Annotated in this window: 15 protein-coding genes; 13 read left to right on the top strand and 2 right to left on the bottom strand. The window is 67.2% G+C overall.

The window, feature by feature from the left end:
• The first annotated feature begins 13 nt into the window (after window positions 1-13).
• The 5 genes from AC1DB1_RS14385 to AC1DB1_RS14365 all read left to right on the top strand — a co-directional run bounded on the left by AC1DB1_RS14385 (window position 14) and on the right by AC1DB1_RS14365 (window position 5888).
• Window positions 14-1162 carry a DUF4185 domain-containing protein gene (locus tag AC1DB1_RS14385; protein WP_477201278.1) on the top strand — a complete coding sequence of 383 codons (1149 nt, stop codon included), beginning with the start codon at window positions 14-16 and terminating at the stop codon, window positions 1160-1162.
• 48 nt (window positions 1163-1210) lie between these two features.
• Entirely contained in the window at window positions 1211-2551 is a 1341-nt protein-coding gene (locus AC1DB1_RS14380) for an ABC transporter substrate-binding protein (RefSeq protein WP_477201277.1), read from the top strand.
• Window positions 2552-2621: 70 nt separating this feature from the next.
• Window positions 2622-3617: a carbohydrate ABC transporter permease gene (locus AC1DB1_RS14375; protein ID WP_271176141.1), complete on the top strand. Its 996-nt coding sequence runs from the start codon at window positions 2622-2624 to the stop codon at window positions 3615-3617.
• Window positions 3618-3630: 13 nt separating this feature from the next.
• The gene (locus tag AC1DB1_RS14370) at window positions 3631-4452 is read left to right on the top strand and encodes a carbohydrate ABC transporter permease (protein WP_271176140.1); all 822 of its coding nucleotides are present in this window, start codon (window positions 3631-3633) and stop codon (window positions 4450-4452) included.
• A complete protein-coding gene (locus AC1DB1_RS14365; protein ID WP_477201276.1) occupies window positions 4449-5888 on the top strand; it encodes a mannitol dehydrogenase family protein in 1440 nt (479 codons plus the stop codon). The genes AC1DB1_RS14370 and AC1DB1_RS14365 overlap by 4 nt, the downstream gene beginning before the upstream one ends.
• Before the next feature lie 25 nt (window positions 5889-5913).
• On the opposite strand, the gene AC1DB1_RS14360 is transcribed toward AC1DB1_RS14365, so the two are convergent.
• Together AC1DB1_RS14360 and AC1DB1_RS14355 are read right to left on the bottom strand one after the other, a co-directional pair.
• Entirely contained in the window at window positions 5914-6381 is a 468-nt protein-coding gene (locus tag AC1DB1_RS14360) for a hypothetical protein (RefSeq protein WP_477201275.1), read from the bottom strand.
• A gap of 58 nt (window positions 6382-6439) precedes the next feature.
• Window positions 6440-7561 (bottom strand): glycoside hydrolase family 172 protein, encoded by a 1122-nt coding sequence (locus tag AC1DB1_RS14355; protein ID WP_477201274.1) that lies wholly within the window; start codon window positions 7559-7561, stop codon window positions 6440-6442.
• 183 nt (window positions 7562-7744) lie between these two features.
• Between AC1DB1_RS14355 and AC1DB1_RS14350 the strand changes: the two genes are divergently transcribed.
• The 8 genes from AC1DB1_RS14350 to AC1DB1_RS14315 all read left to right on the top strand — a co-directional run bounded on the left by AC1DB1_RS14350 (window position 7745) and on the right by AC1DB1_RS14315 (window position 19336).
• A complete protein-coding gene (locus AC1DB1_RS14350; RefSeq protein ID WP_477201273.1) occupies window positions 7745-8725 on the top strand; it encodes a LacI family DNA-binding transcriptional regulator in 981 nt (326 codons plus the stop codon).
• Between the two features lie 66 nt (window positions 8726-8791).
• Complete coding sequence (locus AC1DB1_RS14345) at window positions 8792-10300, top strand: FGGY-family carbohydrate kinase (protein ID WP_477201272.1); 1509 nt, start codon at window positions 8792-8794, stop codon at window positions 10298-10300.
• Window positions 10301-10449: 149 nt separating this feature from the next.
• Window positions 10450-12990: a GH116 family glycosyl hydrolase gene (locus tag AC1DB1_RS14340; protein ID WP_477201271.1), complete on the top strand. Its 2541-nt coding sequence runs from the start codon at window positions 10450-10452 to the stop codon at window positions 12988-12990.
• Window positions 12991-13022: 32 nt separating this feature from the next.
• On the top strand, window positions 13023-14660 hold the full coding sequence (locus tag AC1DB1_RS14335) for a fucose isomerase (protein WP_477201270.1): 1638 nt from the start codon (window positions 13023-13025) through the stop codon (window positions 14658-14660).
• Between the two features lie 105 nt (window positions 14661-14765).
• On the top strand, window positions 14766-15917 hold the full coding sequence (locus tag AC1DB1_RS14330) for a Gfo/Idh/MocA family protein (protein WP_477201269.1): 1152 nt from the start codon (window positions 14766-14768) through the stop codon (window positions 15915-15917).
• Between the two features lie 218 nt (window positions 15918-16135).
• The gene (locus AC1DB1_RS14325; protein ID WP_271176131.1) at window positions 16136-17434 is read left to right on the top strand and encodes an ABC transporter substrate-binding protein; all 1299 of its coding nucleotides are present in this window, start codon (window positions 16136-16138) and stop codon (window positions 17432-17434) included.
• A 13-nt stretch (window positions 17435-17447) separates the two neighbouring features.
• Entirely contained in the window at window positions 17448-18428 is a 981-nt protein-coding gene (locus AC1DB1_RS14320; RefSeq protein ID WP_271176130.1) for a carbohydrate ABC transporter permease, read from the top strand.
• Window positions 18425-19336 (top strand): carbohydrate ABC transporter permease, encoded by a 912-nt coding sequence (locus AC1DB1_RS14315; protein ID WP_271176129.1) that lies wholly within the window; start codon window positions 18425-18427, stop codon window positions 19334-19336. The genes AC1DB1_RS14320 and AC1DB1_RS14315 overlap by 4 nt, the downstream gene beginning before the upstream one ends.
• The last annotated feature ends 16 nt before the right edge of the window (window positions 19337-19352 follow it).

The following is a 19352-nucleotide window of genomic DNA, read 5'->3' as shown; positions in this document are numbered from 1 at the left end:
GGAGAGGAACGGCATGACGCTGACGCGACCGCGAACCCGCCGCGCACCCCTGGTGCGTGGGGTGGCCATCGCATCCGTCGCCGCTCTCGCAGCCGTCGCTTTCGCGGGATGCTCGAGCTCATCCGCCGCCATGCTCAGCACGGAGAAGAAGCCGTTCGTGTTGTCGGGAGTGACGAACGTGAAGCGGGTCGCCCAGCTCACCGGCCACGATTCTCTCAACAAGACCGCCCGCTACGAAATCGCCGGACAAGACCTCGGGTCGATGTTCCAGGCCGGCGGCAAGACCTGGTTCGTCTTCGGCGACACCTTCGGCCAGCGCGAAGACGGTCTCACCGGCGGCGGAGGCACCGAATGGCGCTCCAACGCCCTCGCTTACACGACCGATACCGACCCGACCGACGGCATCCGGTTCGACGGCTACATCTCCGACGACCTCGGCTGGGCCACGGAGCTGATCGACTCGAAGAAGGTCGACGGCACCGAGATGACGACGATCCCGACCTACGGTTTCGAGGCGAACGGAGCGATGTACCTCGACTACATGTCGGTGAAGCACTGGGGTGAGCCGGGTGAGTGGGAGACCAACTACGCGGGCTTCGCAAAGTCGACCGACGACGGGCGCACCTGGACCAAGCTCGCCGCGCCCCGCTGGGCGGGAGACAGCAACTTCGTGCAGGTGAGCGTGTCGAAACTGGATGGCGACCTGTACTTCTGGGGCGTCACGCACGGACGCTTCGGCGGCGTGCAGCTCATGAAGGTGCCGGAGAAGGACGTCGAGAAGCAGTCGGCCTACCGCTACTTCAGCGGCACCGCCTCGAACGGCGCCCCGCGTTGGAGCGCGGACATCGCCGCAGCGACGACGATCGTCGACGACACGGTCGGGGAGCTGTCGGTGGTCTGGAACGACTACCTGTCCCGCTGGATCATGACCTACACCGACGGAGGGGGCGACGGCACCGCCATCCGGGAGGGCGCGACGCCCTGGGGGCCGTGGGGTGACAAGCACACGCTCGTCTCCTCGTCCGACGTGCCCGGGCTGTACTCGCCGTACATGCTCCCGCAGTACACCGAGAACGGCGGGCGCACGATCTACTTCACGCTCTCCGTCTGGGATCCCTACAACGTCTATTGGTACAAGGCCGACCTGGTCAGACAGGGCTAGGCCCACACACGTCGGCTCGAAGACGAGCCGCATCAAGAGGAGGAACACATGCACAAGAGGCGCAGCAGGCTACTGCTCACTGTCGCGGCGACCCTCGCCGCGGGCCTCGTTCTCGCCGGCTGCTCCGGCGCGGGCGGCGGGGCCAAGACAGAGAACGGCAAGACCGTCGTCACGTTCTGGCAGCAGAAGTTCGAGGACTACCAGCAGGCGTGGTTCAAGAAATACGTCGACAAGTACAACGCATCGCAGGACAAGGTGAAGATCGACTACCAGGTCGTCCCCGCCGACACCTGGCCGCAGAAGCTGAAGGCCGCGCAGGCCGCGGGCAAGTCGCCGGATGTCGCGACCACCAACTACGGCAACATCGCCGCCGGCGTCGTGAACGGACAGTTCGCGCAGCTCGACGACCTGATGCCGGCCAAGGCGTTCAGCGACATCAAGGACAACGTCAAGAGCTTCGTCTCGAGCGACGGCAAGCACTACGCGTATCCGATGCTCGTCGAGCCCTCGACCGTGCTCTACTACCGCACCGACCTCGCCAAGGCGGCCGGACTCGACCCGGCGAGCCCGCCGAAGACCTGGTCCGAACTGCTCGAGTGGGCGAAGAAGCTGACCAACGGCAAGGTGAAGGGTATGACCATCGCCTCTGTCGCCGCCGACCTCGGCTGGTCGAGCTGGGGTCTGCAGTACAGCGCCTGCGGTCACCTGCCGATCAACGACGACTGGTCGAAGGCGCAGGCGACCGAGCCCTGCTTCGGCAAGCTCGCCGACTTCTACAAGGCCCTCTACAAGGGCGGCTACATGCCGCAGCAGCCGAAGGTCGGCTACGCGGACGCCACCCCCTACGGTCAGGGCGAGGTCGCGATGATGGCGGACGGCTCGTGGGCCGTCGGTCAGCTGAAGAACGACTTCAAGGACATGGTCGCCAAGACGGCCGTCGCGCCATTCCCCTCGATGGACGGCTCGTCGAACAAGACGACCGCGACCCTCGGAGGCTGGACGCTGACCGTCGACGCGAAGTCGAAGGCCAAGCAGCAGGCGGCCGACTTCATCAACTACCTGCTGGCGGGCGACCCCGAGATCATGGCCGACTTCTTCAAGACGAGCGGCTTCTCGAAGTACACCGTGCGCACGTCGGTGGACGAGGCGCTTGCGTCCAATCCCGAAGCGTCGAGCGACCCGTTCATGAAGATCATCTCCGAGCAGGTCGTACCGAACGGCAAGCAGGAGCCCGGCTACCCGTGGGACATCTCGCTGGCCTTCGGAACGGGCATCGAATCGGCTATGAAGGGTAGCGCCGATGTGCCGACGTCCATGAAGACGGCCGACGACGCCATCAACGATGTGATCCAGAAGCAGTCCCTCGCGGGAACCGCGCCGAAGCAGTAAACCGAACCATCCCCGGTGCCCGGGGGCCGCAGCAGCGACCCCCGGGCACCACCCAGTCGAGGAGACCACCGTGTCCGTTCTCAACCCAGCAGGCGAGGTGCAGCTGCCTCCCGTCGAAGCCGAGGCGATCGCCCCGGAGCCCGGCAACCGGCGCGCCCGCCGGCGGGCGGCCAACCCGCCCGTCGCGAAACATCTGCAGGACAACAAGACCGCCTACCTGATGATCGCTCCGATGGTCATCCTTCTCGGCATCTTCGTCATCTGGCCGCTCATCTACTCGGTGTACCTGAGCACGTTCAAGATCAGCTTCTACAAAGACCCGGAGTTCGTCGGGCTGCAGTTCTACCAGTACGTGCTGGAGAGCCCTAAGTTCTGGAAGTCGATCGGGGTCGGCCTCTACTACGCCGTGCTCGTCGTCCCCACCGGCCTCGTGATCGCCCTGCTGCTCGCCAGCTTCATCAAGACGCTGAGCAAGAAGGCGGCGAGCTTCATGAAGACCACCGTCTACCTGCCCGCGGTCGTCTCGACCGTGGTGGCTTCGGTGCTCTTCGTCTTCATCTACCAGGACCAGGGCGTCGCCAACTGGCTGCTCAGCCTGCTGAACGCCGGTCCGGTCGCCTGGCTCAATGACCCCACCACGGCTCTGCCTGCGATCGCCATCCCGGGCATCTGGCTCGGTTTCGGCGTGACGACGCTCATCCTGCTCGCCGGCCTGCTCGACATCCCGGACAGCTACTACGAGTCCGCGCAGCTCGATGGGGCCGGCTTCTTCCAGAAGACCTTCTACATCACGATCCCGCTGCTGAAGAACGTGTTCCTGTACCTGATCGTGACCGGCTTCACGCTGGCGATCCAGATGCTCGACCTGCCGCTCATCATGACCGGAGGCGGTCCGGTCGATGCGACCACGACCCCGAACCTGTTCATCTTCAACAGCTTCCGCGACCTCACGCCCTACGCGACCAGCTTCTCGCTGACCGCCTCACTGCTGCTGTTCGTCGTGCTCGGCGCGATCTCGATCGTCGTGTTCCGACTCATCAACTCCGACAAAGCCGTCGACGGATAAGGAAAGACCCCCGATGAAGAAGAGTGTCCCCCAGCGGACCGTGTCCGCTGTGCTCATCGTCCTGATCAGCGTCAGCGTGCTGTTCCCCCTCGCCTGGATGGCGATCGCCGGCTTCAAGGGCAAGACCGAGGTGCTGCGCTCGCCGTTCCAGTTCTTCCCCGACGTCTGGCGCTTCGACAACTACGTCAAGATCCTCCAGGACCCGGAGTTCTCCCGGGCGATGGTCGTCACCTTCGTCGGCGCGCTGATCTTCACCGCCCTGAGTCTGGTCATCAACTCCCTCGCCGCCTACGCCTTCGCCCGGCTGGACTTCCGCGGCAAGCGGTTCTGGTGGGTGTACTGCATCATGCCGATGTTCATCCCGATGATGGCCATCCTGCTCACCTCGTTCATGGTGGTCTCGGCCCTCGGAATGCTGAACACGCTGGCCGTGCTGATCATCCCCGGCGCGGCCTCGGCGGCGCAGATGTTCTTCATCCGGCAGTTCTACCTCGGCTTCCCGGTCGCCGTCGAAGAGGCGGCGCTGATCGACGGTGCCACGCGCTGGCAGATCTTCCTGCGCGTGTTCCTTCCCCAGTCGGCCGCGCCGTTCGTGGTGATGGGCATCGCCTCGTACCTCGCGTACTGGAACGCGTACGTGTGGCCCATCCTGACGATCACCGACCCGAACCTGACCCAGATCATGCAGTTCCTCGGCAACTTCCGCTCCGACCGCGGCAACGACTGGGGGCTGCTGATGGCCGGCTCGACGCTCGCGGCGCTGCCCACCATCGTGCTGCTGCTGATCTTCCAGCGATTCATCGTCAACGGCGTGCGGATCTCGGGGATCAAATGAGCACCGCGCCCGTTGCTCGCCCGTCGTACGACCGCAGCGACCTGACCGTCGGAATCGTGCACTTCGGTGTCGGCGGCTTCCACCGCGCCCATCAGGCCATGGTGCTCGACACGCTCATGAACCGCGGACTCGCCCACGATTGGGCGATCTGCGGCATCGGGGTGCTGCCCGCCGACCAGCGGATGCGTGATGTGCTGCACGCGCAGGACGGGCTGTACACGCTCGTGCTCAAGCATCCGGATGGCGCCCGCGAGGCCCGCCAGATCGGCTCCATCGTCGACTACCTCTACGCGCCGGACGACCCCGACGCCGCGATCGAGCGGATGGCGGATCCGGGCGTGCGCATCGTCTCGCTGACGATCACCGAGGGCGGCTACAACATCGATCAGGTCTCGGGGGCGTTCGATCTGACGACGACCGACGTCGCTGCGGATCTGAAGCCGGATGCCGTGCCGCGCACCGTGTTCGGGCTCGTGACCGAGGCACTACGGCGCCGTCGCGACCGCGGGATCCCGCCCTTCACGGTGATGTCCTGCGACAACATCCAAGGCAACGGCCACGTGGCCCAGCGGGTCTTCACCGAGTTCGCACGTCAGAAGGATGCGGACCTGGGCGCGTGGATCGCAGAGAACGTCTCCTTTCCGAACTCGATGGTCGACCGGATCACTCCCGTGACCACCGACCAGGACCGCACGGAGATCGCGGCCGAGTTCGGCGTCGAGGACGCTTGGCCCGTCGTCGCTGAGCCCTTCTTCCAGTGGGTGCTCGAAGACGCCTTCCCGCTCGGGCGGCCGCCGTACGACGAGGCGGGAGTACAGCTCGTGGACGACGTGGAGCCGTACGAGCTGATGAAGCTGCGGCTGCTCAACGCCAGCCACCAGGGCATGTGCTACTTCGGGCGGCTGAGCGGATACACCTACGCGCACGAGGCCGCACGGGACCCGTTGATCGCGCGGTTCCTCCTGCGCTACATGGACGAGGAGGCGACGCCGACGCTGCGTCCGGTGCCCGGAGTGGATCTGGACGAGTACAAGCGGACGCTGATCGAGCGCTTCTCGAACGAGTACGTGCTGGACACGCTGGCGCGGTTGTGCGCGGAGTCGTCGGACCGCATCCCGAAGTGGCTGCTGCCGGTGGTGCGCGAGGAGCTCGCAGCCGGCGGTCCGGTGCGGCTCTCGGCGGCGATCGTCGCGAGCTGGGCGCGCTACGCAGAGGGTACGGGTGAGAACGGCGAGACGTTCGACGTGGTCGACCGGGTGCGCGACAGCGTCATGGCGAAGGCCGCACGTCAGCGCGAGGACCCTACGGCGTTCCTCACCGATCGCTCGCTGTTCGGCGATCTCATCGACGACGAGCGTTTCGTCACGGAGTACACCGCCGCGCTCGACCTGCTCATACAGTCCGGCGCACAGGCCACGCTCGAGTCCCTCGCCTGAAGACCCGCCCCGCCCACGATTCGGGCTACGGGGTCACTCGGACGTAGTCGAGGGCGAGGTCGCCCTCCCACGGCGCGCCGTCGCGCGACATCTCGCCTCTGCCGGTCATCCGGGTGCCGTCGGGCACGAACGTCAGGGTGACGCGTTGCGAGAAAGTCGGGTCGAGCCGCTCCCAGCTGAGCAGCCGATCGGTGATCGTGGCGTCGTACCTGCGCGAGACGCCGCGCTCGTCGAAGTAGAGCATCGTGAGCGGTCCGTGCTCGTCGTCGCTGCCGAAGACGGCGACGCCGCTGGGGATCTCGGGCGCATCGACCTCGGTGTGCATGATCACGAACGCGCCGCCCTCGTGCCAGGCGAACGAACAGCGCCCGTGCAGAGGCCGGCCGGGAAGATACGGGTGGCTCCCCGAGGTCTCCCACTCGCCGATCACCGCCTCGAACGGCTTCAGCGCGGGGTTGGGCATCAGGGCTTCGCTGCCGATGAGAGACACCATGCGCCCACTCTACGAGCAGTCGATCGACGAGGGGAGGGTCGCGTCGCCGGGCTGGCCGCTACGCGGGATCGCGCGGGGGCTGCGCGCCGATGTCCGGCACAGCCTCACGGCCCAAGTGCACCTCCAGGTCGTCGGCCGACGGCGTCTTCGGCCGACGCGCGGTGGGGCGGTCCAGGTAGAACAGCGCGGTCGAGGCGATGTCGTCGCGCAACGGAAGGTACCGCCATCCGGAGCGCCAGCCGAGTGCCTGGATGTCCACCCGCAGCTTCTCGGAGAAGTGGATGGGGTCGAGCAGGTGCCAGCGGTACATCCCGAACCGTTGCTGGCTGAGGTAGAGGCCGTCGGGGCGGATGACCTGCGGCATGCCGAGGTACGGGGTCGAGAAGGCCGTGTAGCCCTGCCCCGGGATGTCGAAGTTCCACGCGCCGCCGAAGTAGTCCTCGGTGCCGGTTCCGCAGATCGTGGGGTACTCGTCGTCGCTGTCGAGGTAGAACTTGATCTCGCCCTCGCCCCACCAGCCGTTGCTGTTGACGCCCCACGCGATGTACGTGCCGACGTACTGCCCCTGGCCCTCGATGCCCTCGAGGATGGTGTGGGGCGTGCGGTCCTCGAGGGGGTTGCTGCGCCGCCACTGCGCGTGCAGGTAGCCGTCGCCGCTGTAGTCGCCGCCGATCTCGTAGGTGACCTGGTAGTAGACGCGCACGTCGACGACCGAGAGGTTCTCGATCGTCAGGCGCGCGCCGTCCTGGAACGGCATCGGCCAGTAGGAGTTGAAGCCGCCATTGGGGTTGGCCGCGATGGGCTGAGAGCTGACCTGGGCGAACTCGCCCCAGCCGTTGCAGAAGAAGTCTCCGTAGGGCACCTCGATCGCCGGTTCCTCCGCGCCGTCCCAGTACGCGCGGAACAGCAGCGTGCGCCAGTTGTCCTTGTGGGTGGTGATCCAGATGTGGGTGATCTTGCCGGCGCCGGGGATCGACGCGAGCTCGAAGGTCTCGCCCGCCTTGATGTCGACGCTCGGCGAGATCTTCCAGCCCGGTCCGAGGTCACGCGCGGACTCCGCCCCGGTCCCTTCTGTTGCGCGGCCACCGCCTCCGACGGATCCGTCGAAGTTCTCGGGGCTGATCGACCGGGTCTGCACGCTCCGCAGGCGGGAGATGGTGCTCAGGTCGGCGTTGGTCACGGAGGTCTCCTGTACGTCGTTGTGCATGGCGGATGGCGGCCCAGGGCGCCCCGGAGAGGCCACCCTGGTGCAATCGATTTCATCACTGTAGAGTCGAGGCAGCACGAGTGTCAACCGCCGGGGAGTGCGCGCTCGGTGCACCATGGACTCCGGGGAAACCCGGTCGACGACGATGGAGATGGGATGCCGACGATCTACGAGGTGGCCGCCTTGGCCGGCGTTTCACCCGCGACGGTTTCACGCGTTTTCAACGGGATGAACGTCTCCCCGGAGAAGTCGAAGCTCGTGCGCAAGGCTGCCGAGGAGCTCTCGTTCACTCCGAGCCGCACGGCCCGCACTCTGCGGCGTCAGCACTCCGAGGTGATCGCCCTGGTGATCCCCGACATCGAGAACCCGTTCTTCACGTCGCTCGCCCGCGGTGTCGAAGACGTCGCGCAGGCCGCCGGGTACTCCGTCGTTCTCTGCAACACCGACGAGAACGCCGAGAAGGAGGCCCGCTACCTCGACATCGCCATCAGCGACAACATGGCCGGCGTCATCCTCGCCGCGGCCGGCGACCACAGCGACCTCAGCAAGCTGATCGAACGAAAGCGCCCCATCGTCGCTGTCGACCGCGGACCGCACGGCTTCGACATCGACGCCGTCATGGTCGACAACAGCGCCGGCGGCCACGCGGCCACGAGCGAGCTGGTCGAGCAGGGCTACAAGCGCATCGCGTGCATCACCGGTCCGAGCGATGTCGAGACGGCCCAGCAGCGCGCCGACGGCTGGCGCGAAGTGGTGCAGGCCGCGGGGATGCCGGCGACCGACGACTACCTCAAGTACTCCGATTACCGCGTCGCCGGTGGCGAGGCCGCGATGCGCGAGCTCCTCGACCTCCCCGAGCCTCCGGATGCCGTGTTCATCACGAACAACCTGATGAGCGTCGGCGCCCTGCAGGTGCTCGCCGAGCGCGGCGCCGTTCCGCCGGCCGTCGGAATGGCCGTCTTCGGTGACCTGCCATTCGCGGGATTCGCCCCCAAGGAGATCACCGTCGTGCATCTGCCTGCGCGCCATCTCGGCGTCACCGCGGCCAAGCTGCTGCTCGACCGCATCAACGGCGACGACCAGCCGGCGCGCACCATCGTGCTGCGCAACGAGGTCGGATCCGGCTCGCGCGCCTGACCCGCCACCTCGTCCGGGCGTTCGTCGCCGCTTGACGATGAAATCGATTTCTGCGAGGGTACTGCCATGAGCAGAGCCGCCGTCGTCGGCGTCGACATCGGAACCTCGAGCAGCAAGGGCGTGCTCGTGGGGGTCGAGGGAGACGTCATCGCCACCGCCACCCGTGAGCACCGCGTCGAGCGACCGTTCCCCGGTCACGTCGAGATGGAAGCCGAGATCTGGTGGAGCGAATTCGTCGGCATCGTCCGCGAGCTTCTGGCGAACGGCCGCGATGCCGAGGTCGTCTCGGTCGGCGTGAGCGGCATGGGGCCGTGCGTGCTGGTGACCGACGCCAACGACACTCCGCTTCGCCCCGCGATCCTCTATGGGATAGATGCGCGTGCCACCGACCAGATCGAGCGTCTCACCGACGAGCTCGGCGGCGCAGACGCGATTCGCGAGCGCTGCGGTTCCTCGCTTTCCACGCAGGCCGTCGGCCCCAAGCTCGCGTGGCTGACTGAGAACGAGCCGGAGGTCGCCGCCGCCGCCCGACGCCTGTTCATGCCGAGCTCGTGGCTGGGCTTTCGGCTCACCGGCGCCTACTACCTCGATCATCACTCGGCCAGCCAGTGCACGCCCATGCACGACGCCGCCACGCAGGACTGGTACCGGCCCTGGGCCTCGCTCGTCGCCCCGTCGATCGAACTGCCGCCGCTGGTGTGGCCGGGGGAGATCGCCGGCAGGGTCACCGCCGCTGCGGCCGCCGAGACCGGGCTCCCCGTCGGCGCTCCGGTCATCGCGGGCACGATCGACGCATGGTCGGAAGCGCTCAGCGTCGGCGCGCAGAACGACGGCGACCTGATGCTGATGTATGGCACCACGATGTTCCTGGTGAACACCGTGCCCGAGCCTGTCACCTCGCCGACCCTCTGGGGAACAGTGGGCGCGCTCCCTGGTACGCACAATCTCGCCGGTGGCATGGCGACGTCCGGTGCGATCACGGCCTGGCTGCGCGACCTCTTCGGCTCTCCCGGCTACCCCGAGCTGATCGCGCAGGCCGAGGCCTCTGCTCCCGGGGCCAACGGGATCGTGATGCTCCCGTACTTCGCGGGGGAACGCACACCGATCCCGGATCCGGATGCCCGGGGCGTCGTCGCCGGCCTCACGCTCAGCCACACCCGGGGCGATCTGTACCGGGCCGCCCTCGAGGCGACCGCGTTCGGCGTGCGGCACAACATCGAGGTGATGGAGCAGGCGGGCGGCCGCATCGACCGGATCGTCGCGGTCGGTGGCGGTGCGCAGGGGACCCTCTGGACGCAGATCGTGTCGGATGTGACCGGTCGCCGGCAGGCCATCCCGGCCCTGGTCGTGGGCGCGAGCCTCGGCGCCGCCTTCCTCGCGGCCGCCGCGGTGGGCCCCGCCGACATCGGCGCGTGGAACCCCGTCGTCGAGGAGCGCGAGCCGCGCGCGGAGATCGTGCGCCAGTACGACGAGCTGTACGCCCTGTACCGCGCGCTGTATCCGGCCACGGCGTCGGTCGCGCACGCCCTCGCCGCGTGGCAGGAGAGAAGTGCTCGGGAGTCCGTCGCCGTCTGAGCGAGCGCGGCCACCTGATCTGCTGTATCGATTTCAGCAATCCCAGGCGTGTATTCGACTGGTCCATGGGCTTGCAATGATCCAAAATAGCCGACATACTTGAAACCGATTTCACCTCTTTCGAAACGAAGATGATACGAGGAGCGTCGATGGCGACGAGCACGAGCAGCGGGGCGACGGCGGTCATCCGCGCCGGCCGCGAGCTGGGGCCCACGGCCACCGTCGCCGCCTTCCCCCTCGGTGGGATCGGCACCGGAAACGTGTCCATCGGATCCCGCGGCGACCTGCGCGACTGGGAGCTCGCGAATCAACCCGACAAGGGCGCCACGCTGCCTTTCACGTGCTTCGCGATCCGGGCGGCGGCCGCCGATGCATCCGGTTCGGCGGCCGCGCGCGAGCCGGTCACGCGGATCCTGGAGGCACGACTTCCCGGCCCGCACGAAGGCGACCAGGGCTACGACGCCGGGCGACTCGCCGGGCTCCCGCGTCTTGCCGGAAGCCGGATGCGCGGCGAGTACCCGCTGCTCACCATCGACTTCGACGACGACGACCTCCCGGTGCAGGTCGCGCTCACGGCGTTCACGCCTCTGGTCCCCCTCGACGCCGACGCTTCCGGCATCCCGGGCGCCGTGCTGCGTTACACGGTGACGAATCCGACCACCGCACCGGTCGACGTGACCGTCGTCGGTTCCCTCGCCAACCCGATCGGGATCACCGGCCGCAACGTCTTCCACTTCCCCGAGTACGCCGGAGAGCCCACGGTGGAGTTCACCGACGACGGCCGGTTGCGCGGACTCCGCTTCGGCACGGACCTCCCGGCCGACGACCCGAGGTTCGGCACGGCGGCACTGACCACCACCGACGAGTCGGTGACCGTGAAACCGCAGTGGCTCTCCGGTTTCTGGCAGGACGGCGTGCAGGTCTTCTGGGACGACCTCAGCGCAGACGGTCTGCTGGAGCGGGAGACGGCATTCAGCATCGACGAGCCGCCGTACCCCGACTGGTTCACCAAGCTCCGCGTGGGCTCGCTCGGCATCGTGCATCGGATCGAAGCGGGCGAGAGTCGCGACTTCGAGTTCCAGCTGTCGTGGAGCTTCCCGAACCGTCGCCGAGCATGGCACGGCAACATCAACCTCGACAACGGCAATGACGCCCAGATCGTGCGCAATCACTACACGACGGCGTTCGCCGACGCGTGGGCGGCGGCGCGTCATCTCGCCGACAACCTGCCCGAACTCGAGTCCGCCACCCGCGAGTTCCATCGGGCGATGTACGACGGCACGCTTCCTCCGGAGGTCGTCGACGCAACGATGTCCACCCTCGTCGCGGCGCGCAGCACGACCTGCTTCCGCCTCGAGGGCGGCGTGTTCGCCGCCTGGGAGGGCAGCTTCGACCATTTCGGCAGTTGCGAGGGGACCTGCACGCACGTCTGGAACTACGCTCAGACGCTCGCCCATCTGTTCCCGGAGCTCGAGCGAAGTGCCAGGCGCACGGAGTTCCTGCACGAGACGCGTGACGACGGCCGCATGAACTTCCGCGCGAACAGCGTGTTCGGCAATGCGCCGTGGGACTTCCACCCCGCGGTCGACGGTCAGCTCGGCGCTGTCGTGCGCGTGTATCGCGAATGGCGGTTCAGCGGCGACGACACGTTCCTCGCCGACGTCTGGCCGGCGGTCGTGCGGGCGGTCGACTTCGCTTTTTTGGAGTGGGACTCCGACGGCGACGGCGTTCTCGACAGCAAGCAGCACAACACCTACGACATCGAGTTCTACGGGGCGAACTCCCTGGCCAACTCGATGTTCTTCGCGGCGCTGACCGCCGCATCGGCGATGGCGGCGCACGTGGGCGATACAGCCATCGCCGAACGCTACCGCGACGCGGCGGCGCGCGGAGCCGAGCGCATGGACGCGCTGCTATTCAACGGCGAGTACTACGAGCAGCGTCTCGACGGCCTCGACGCCCGCCGGTATCAGTACGGCACCGGGTGCCTCAGCGATCAGGTCTTCGGACAGCTGCTGGCGCACGTCGCAGGACTGGGGCACGTACTCCCGGCTGACCATGTGCGCAGCGCGGTGAAGGCGATCCACGAGCACAACTTCCGCGCCGACCTCACCGCTCACGTCAGCGTGCAGCGCACCTACGCGCTGAACGACGAGGCGGGGCTGCTGCTGTGCTCGTGGCCGCGTGGCGGCCGGCCGCGCATCCCGTTCGTGTACTCGGACGAAGTGTGGTCGGGCATCGAGTACCAGGTGGCAACACACCTCGTCTACGAGGGCCTCGCCGACGAGGGGCTCGAGATCGTGCGCGCGGTCCGCGACCGTCACGACGGCCACCGCCGCAATCCCTGGAACGAGGTCGAGTGCGGCAACCACTACGCTCGCTCGCTCGCGAGCTGGGGACTAGTGCTCGCCCTCACCGGCGTCGACTATCACGCCTCGGAGCGTCGCCTCGCCTTCGCGCCGCACGCCGCGGCCATCCGCAACGGTGAGCTTCGCATGATCTTCACCACGGGCTCGGGCTGGGGAGAGGTGCTGTCGGACGTGTCGGGCGTCCGGCTGCACCTGCTCGGCGGCCGCCTTGATCTCGACGAAGTGCGCTTCGAGCATCCGGATGGCGGGATCTCCCTCGCCCACAGCGTCTCTGCGCGGGCGGGGGACATCGTCGCCCTCGCAGCGCCCGATCGTCTTTGACCGTTTCACCACACCATCGGAGGAATCACCACATGACCACGTACACCCTGCCTCAGCCGCTCACCCGGCCGGAGGCGCGGCCGCGAACCGTCTACACCGTGGCGAGCGGCGACCTGCGCCCGAGCGCGAACGTCAAGTGCTGGCCGACCCAGGAGCAGCTCGAGCGCGACTTCGCGGCCGCGATCGGCGACCTCGGCTGGTCGGTGGAGCGCGGGCACGCGTTCGATCCGGTCAAGAACCACGGCTTCATCGACAGCCAGCGTGCGGGCATCGAGGTGTTCAAAGGCATCCCGTCGACGGCGCCGCTCGTGGTCGTCGACGCCGTGTGGCAGTACAGCCACCATGTGCTCGCGGGTCTGCGCACGCACCAGGGCCCGATCCTGGTCGTGGCGAACTGGGCCGGCGACTTCCCCGGGCTGGTCGGTCTGCTCAACCTCACCGGAAGCATGACCAAAGCCGGTGTCGACTACTCGGCGCTGTGGAGTCCCGACTTCACTGACGAATGGGCGCGCGATGGACTGCGCACCTGGCTCGAGACCGGAACGATCGAGCATGATCAGTCGCACGTGCGCGATCTACCGGCGCTCGACTCTGAGGCACCCGAGGTGGAACTCGGCGTCGCCCTCGCTCGCCAGCTCACCGATGAGAAGGCCATCGTCGGCGTGTTCGACGAGGGCTGCATGGGCATGTACAACGCGATCATCGACGATGAGCTGCTCAACCCGCTCGGGATCTACAAGGAGCGACTCTCCCAGAGTGCGCTCGTGGCCGAGATGAAGAAGGTCAGCGATGAGGAAGCCCAGCAGGTGCGTCGTTGGCTCGACGAGCGCGGGTTCACGTTCCACTTCGGCACCGACGAGGCGACAGAGCTGACCGAGGACCAGGTGTGCAGCCAGTTCAAGATGTACATCGCAGCTCTGCGCATCAGCGACGATTTCGGCCTGGACGCCGTCGGCATCCAGTACCAGCAGGGGCTGAAGGACACGGTGCCCGCCAGCGATCTGGCCGAGGGCCTGCTCAACAACGTCGAGCGCCCGCCTGTGTTCAGCCGCGACGGTTCGCGCGAGCTCTACGCAGGCCAGGCTCTTCCGCACTTCAACGAGGTCGACGAGGGCGTAGCCGTCGACGCGCTGGTGACGAACCGCGTCTGGAACGCGATGGGCTTCGACCCCGCCAACACGCTGCACGACATCCGGTGGGGCGAGGAGTACGGCGGCGAGTTCGTGTGGGTCTTCGAGATCTCGGGATCGGTGCCGGCCTCGCACAACGGTGGTTACGACAAGAGCTACAGCATGCGTCAGCCGCCGATGTTCTTCCCGCTCGGCGGCGGGACGCTGAGCGGAGTCTCCAAGCCGGGCGAGATCGTCTGGTCGCGCGTGTTCATCATGGACGGCGTGCTGCACGTCGACCTCGGCCGCGGCCACGTCGTGGAGCTGCCGGCTGAGGAGACGCAGCGCCGGCTCGATGCGACCGACCCGCAGTGGCCGATCATGCACGCCGTGCTCGACGGGGTGAGCCGCGACCAGCTCATGGCCCGGCATAAGGCGAACCACGCGCAGGTCGCCTATGCACCGGATGCCGACGGAGCCGACCGCGCGCTCCTCGCCAAGGCCGCGCTCTTCAACGAGCTCGGCGTGATCGTGCACCTCTGCGGCGACGTCGCCGTCTGACCCAACCCACTCCGTTGAGGGGCGGCGAATCGGCCTAAACACGCCGCTGCAGGCCGACTTTGCCACCCCTCAACGGAAGGTTTTTGCTTGGCACGGGAGGGTCGCATGAATGGTGGATCGAGTCCTCTCACCGTCGCCGTCGTCGGCCTCGGGTTCGGGCGCGACTTCGTGCCGATCTACCGCAGTCACCCCGCCGTGGCAGACGTGATCCTGGTCGAGCCGGACGCGGCGCGCCGTGCGGCTGTCGCCCACGAGTTCGGTCTCGCCCCCGGGTACGCAGACCTCTCCGACGCGCTCACCGATCCGGCGATCGATGCCGTCCACATCCTCGCGCCGGTGTTCCTGCATGCCGACATGGTGGTCGCGGCTCTCGACGCGGGCAAGCACGTGGCGTGCGCCGTGCCGATGGCGACGACGCTGGAGGATCTCGACCGCATCATCGCGGCGACCGAACGCAGCGGCCGCAACTACATGATGATGGAGACCACGGTGTTCGGCCGCGAGTACATCGCCGTCGACGAGCTGCTGAGGGCCGGGGCCTTCGGCGACCTGACGCTCTACCGCGGGTTCCACATCCAGAACCTCGAGGGCTTCCCCCTGTACTGGCAGGGGTTCCCGCCGATGCACTACGTCACGCATGCGCTCTCGCCCATCCTGTCGCTGCTCGGCACTACTGTCGCCTCCGTAAGTGCGCGGGGAGCGGGACGACTCGCGCCGGCGAACGCGGGAGGGGGCTTCGACAATCCGTTCCCGACCGAGGTCGGGCAGTTCACCTTGCGCGACAGCGACGTGCTCGCCGACGTCACGATGTCGTTCTTCCAGACGGCGCGCAGCTACGTGGAGGGCTTCTCGCTCTACGGGGAGCGCCTCGGCGTGGAGTGGCCGATCGACAACGTCGGGCCGATGACGGCGTACGACATGCTGCCGCCCGCATCCGGTGAGCGCGGCAACCGTGTCGAGGTGCGTTCTCTCGAGCCGCGCGATGCGCCCGAGCGGCTGCCCGAGGCGCTGCAGGCCTTCGTTCGCCCGACCGACGTGCTGCTGCCGGGGATGCCGTCGCCGGCTCGGGTGGAGGCGCATCATGGAGGGTCGCACCCGTTCCTCGTGCACGAATTCGTATCGAGCATCGTCGAGGGCCGGCCCCCGCTGATCGACGCCTACCGCTCGGCCGCCTGGACTGCCCCGGGCATCTGTGCGCACCAGTCCGCCCTCGCCAGCGGCGCCGAGGTCGCCGTCCCCGCCTACGGCCGGCGCTGACCGTCCGTTCCGTATTTCGTTGAGGGGCGGCGAACGCAGCCAAAACCGCGGTTTTGGCTGCGTTTGCCGCCCCTCGATGAAGTGTGATCCCCTAGAACCGCAGCCTCATTCATTGCTTGCATAACGCGTCTGCCTACTGTATACAGAATACAGACCAGGAGCGGCCCCGGCATCGTGGCCCCCGAAATGCAAGAGACACTTCAAGGAATGAGGTAGGCATGTCTCGCGTCGACTCGAAGATGAGAAGGCTGGTGGCCGTGGGGGCGGCTGTCGCGGTTGCACTCAGCATGGCCGCGTGTTCAGGATCCGGATCGGGGGGTTCGGGCACCAAGACGGTCGTCTGGTCCACCTGGGGCACTCCGGAGGAGATCGCCCGGTACAAGGACTTCGACAACCAGTTCATGAAGGACCACCCGGACATCAAGGTGGTGCTGCAGCCGGTCGCCGACTACGGCGACTACCACACGAAGCTCCTCGCGCAGCTCGTGTCGGGCACGGCTCCGGATGTGTTTTACATCGGCGACGACAAGATCGGCCAGTTCGTGAACTCGAACGCGCTGCTGCCGCTCACCTCGCTGATGAACTCGAGCGCCAGCAAGACCAAGCCCGAGGACTTCGCCCAGGGCCTCTTCGGAGCCACGAAGAAGGGCGACGAGATCTACGCCGCCCCGAACGACTCCAACCCGGATGCCCTCTGGTACGACAAGGCGGCGCTGAAGAAGGCCGGCGTGACCGACGACCCCGCGACGCTCGCCGCGGAGGGCAAGTGGACGACCGAGGCATACCTCGACATGAACAAGAAGCTGAAGAAGGCCGGTCTGACCGGTTCCATGTTCTGGAACTACTGGTCGACCCACTACAGCTGGATCTCGTCGCAGGGCGGCAAGGCGTTCGACGACTCCGGGAAGTTCGTCGCCAACACCGACCCGACCAGCGTCGCGGCAATGGACGTGCTGGCCAAGAACTTCCAGAACGGCACCTTCGTCGTCGCCGACACCCTTCCGCAGGGCGCGGGCGCCGACAGCATCTTCGTGACGCACAAGGCCGGCTTCTTCATCCAGGGCCGCTACACGATCGGCACCGTCAAGTCCGCCGGCGACCCGCAGGACTACGACGTCGCGCCGTGGCCGACGCCCGACGGCAAGGCCGCTCCGACCGGAACGGCCGTGAGCTACCTCGCCATCAACGCGAAGACCAAGAACAAGGACGCCGCGTTCGAGTTCTGGACCAACTTCCTCTCGGCCGAGGGCCAGACGAAGCGGCTCACCGGGGGCGGCAACGCGGTCCCGTCGATCAAGGGCGCCGACAAGGTCGTTCTCGACGGCTACCCGGAGCACGCGCAGACGCTGCTCGACATGCGCGACATCGGCTTCGAGGACTACGCGACCGAAGCATCCGTCTCCGGCCTGTCGAGCGACATCAGCGACAAGATGCTCGCGCTCTACCAGGGCAAGGCCTCGACGCAGGCGACGCTCGACGAGGTCGCGAAGATGATCCAGGACAAGACGAGCAAGTAGTAGGGATCGACACGTGAGTGCAATCCGAGGTTCAGTGGCCGACGCCCCCGAGCGGGCGGCGATGCCAGGACCGGCGGGCACGGCGCCGGGCGGGCTCCGAGAGGAGTCCGCCTGGCGGCGGCGCGACCGGCGCTGGGGCTACGTCTTCGTGGGGCCGCAGCTGATCGGAATGGCGCTGTTCGTGCTGCTGCCGTTCGCGGCGAGCATCGTGCTCGCCTTCGCGCAGTGGGACGGCCTCAACGCGCTCAGCTGGGTCGGGTTCGACAATTTCCGCACCGAGCTCTCCGACCCGCTCTTCGGGCGGGCCATCATCAACACCCTGCTGATCGCGCTCATCACGGTGCCGGTCGGCCTCGGGCTGGCCGTCATCATCGCGGTCGCCCTCGAGCGGCTCAAGACCAAGACGCTCTACTTGATCCTCTTCTTCGCGCCCGTCGTCACCTCGTCGGTCGCGGTCGCCATGATCTGGCAGCAGCTGTTCCGCAAGGACGGCGTGCTCAGCGGCTTCATCTCGAGCGTCTTCCACGTTCCGCCGCCCGACTGGCTCGGCGACCCGCACCTGGCGCTCATCGCCGTGTGCATCGTGTCGGTGTGGTCGTCGCTCGGCCTCAACGTCATCATCTTCCTGGCCGGGCTGCAGAACATCTCGCCCTCGGTCATCGAGGCGGCGCGCATCGACGGCGCCGGTGCGCTGACGCTGTTCTTCCGGGTGCGGCTGCCGCTGCTCTCGCCGATCATGTTCTTCTCGTCGGTCATCGCGTTCATCAGCTCGCTGCAGACGTTCGACACCGTCTTCATCCTGACCGCGGATGCGGGACCGGACAACGCCACGCGCACGATCGTCTACCACATCTACGATCTCGGCTTCGGCAAGTTCCAGTTCGGACCGGCGAGCGCCGCGTCCGTCATCCTGCTGCTCATCACCCTCGTGATCACGGGCATCCAGTTCACCGCGCAGAAGAAGTTCGTCCACTACGAGGATGGTGCAGCATGACCACCGCCGTCAGAACCGCTCCTCCCGCGGAGACACGCCCTACTGCCCCCGCACCTCGCGCCGCACGGGAGGGCCTCGCGGGCAGCCGTGCACGAAAGACCGCGCTCCATATCGTTCTGGCGCTCGCCGGACTCGCGATGGTCTTCCCGTTCATCTGGATGCTCATCACCTCGTTCAAGACGCTGCCGCAGCTCCTGAACGACCCGCTCAGCTTCCTGCCCCAGCCGTTCACGCTGCAGAACTACGTGGACGCCTGGAACGACGCCCCGTTCGCCCAGGCGTACTTCAACAGCATCTACATAGCCGTGCTCGTGGTCATCGGCACGCTGGTCACCGCGGCGATGGCCGGCTACGGCTTCGCGCGCATCCCGTTCCGCGGCAACCGCGTGCTCTTCGTCGTGTTCCTGGCGACGCAGATGATCCCGATCCAGGTCACGCTCATCCCCTTCTACTTCCTGATGGCGAAGCTCGGCTGGGTGGACTCGCACCTGTCGCTGATCATCCCGGCCGCGCTGGCCAACCCGTTCGCGGTCTTCCTGATGCGCCAGTTCGTCCTCTCGCTCCCGAAGGAGCTCGAAGAGGCGGCGCTGGTCGACGGCGCCGGACGCTGGCGCATCTTCTGGAGCATCATCCTCCCGAACCTCCGCCCTGGCCTCGGCGCGTTGGCGATCATCGTCGCGCTCGGCACCTGGAACAACTTCCTGCTGCCGCTCGTGCTGCTGAACAGCCAGGACCTCTTCACCGTGCCGCTGCTGCTGCAGAGCTTCCGCGGGCAGTTCGGGTCGATCAACTACGGCCTCATCATGGCGGCGTCGGCGGTGGCGACCATCCCGATGCTGATCGCGTTCGTCATCGGTCAGCGCCGCATCCTGAACAGCATGGCGGCGTCGGGGCTGGGTGGCCGGTGACCGCGGCGGAGCCCGA

Source organism: Leifsonia sp. 10N434 (assembly GCF_056394405.1).
This window is presented reverse-complemented; position numbering and strand designations above follow the sequence as displayed.

What these genes read in the sequence shown, in the direction of transcription:
- AC1DB1_RS14365 (WP_477201276.1), top strand. Translation starts at nt 4,449, where the DNA reads ATGAGCACCGCGCCCGTTGCTCGCCCGTCGTACGACCGCAGCGACCTG.
- AC1DB1_RS14340 (WP_477201271.1), top strand. Translation starts at nt 10,450, where the DNA reads ATGGCGACGAGCACGAGCAGCGGGGCGACGGCGGTCATCCGCGCCGGC.
- AC1DB1_RS14345 (WP_477201272.1), top strand. Translation starts at nt 8,792, where the DNA reads ATGAGCAGAGCCGCCGTCGTCGGCGTCGACATCGGAACCTCGAGCAGC.
- AC1DB1_RS14360 (WP_477201275.1), bottom strand. Translation starts at nt 6,381, where the DNA reads ATGGTGTCTCTCATCGGCAGCGAAGCCCTGATGCCCAACCCCGCGCTG.
- AC1DB1_RS14325 (WP_271176131.1), top strand. Translation starts at nt 16,136, where the DNA reads ATGTCTCGCGTCGACTCGAAGATGAGAAGGCTGGTGGCCGTGGGGGCG.
- AC1DB1_RS14315 (WP_271176129.1), top strand. Translation starts at nt 18,425, where the DNA reads ATGACCACCGCCGTCAGAACCGCTCCTCCCGCGGAGACACGCCCTACT.
- AC1DB1_RS14385 (WP_477201278.1), top strand. Translation starts at nt 14, where the DNA reads ATGACGCTGACGCGACCGCGAACCCGCCGCGCACCCCTGGTGCGTGGG.
- AC1DB1_RS14380 (WP_477201277.1), top strand. Translation starts at nt 1,211, where the DNA reads ATGCACAAGAGGCGCAGCAGGCTACTGCTCACTGTCGCGGCGACCCTC.
- AC1DB1_RS14350 (WP_477201273.1), top strand. Translation starts at nt 7,745, where the DNA reads ATGCCGACGATCTACGAGGTGGCCGCCTTGGCCGGCGTTTCACCCGCG.
- AC1DB1_RS14370 (WP_271176140.1), top strand. Translation starts at nt 3,631, where the DNA reads ATGAAGAAGAGTGTCCCCCAGCGGACCGTGTCCGCTGTGCTCATCGTC.
- AC1DB1_RS14330 (WP_477201269.1), top strand. Translation starts at nt 14,766, where the DNA reads ATGAATGGTGGATCGAGTCCTCTCACCGTCGCCGTCGTCGGCCTCGGG.
- AC1DB1_RS14335 (WP_477201270.1), top strand. Translation starts at nt 13,023, where the DNA reads ATGACCACGTACACCCTGCCTCAGCCGCTCACCCGGCCGGAGGCGCGG.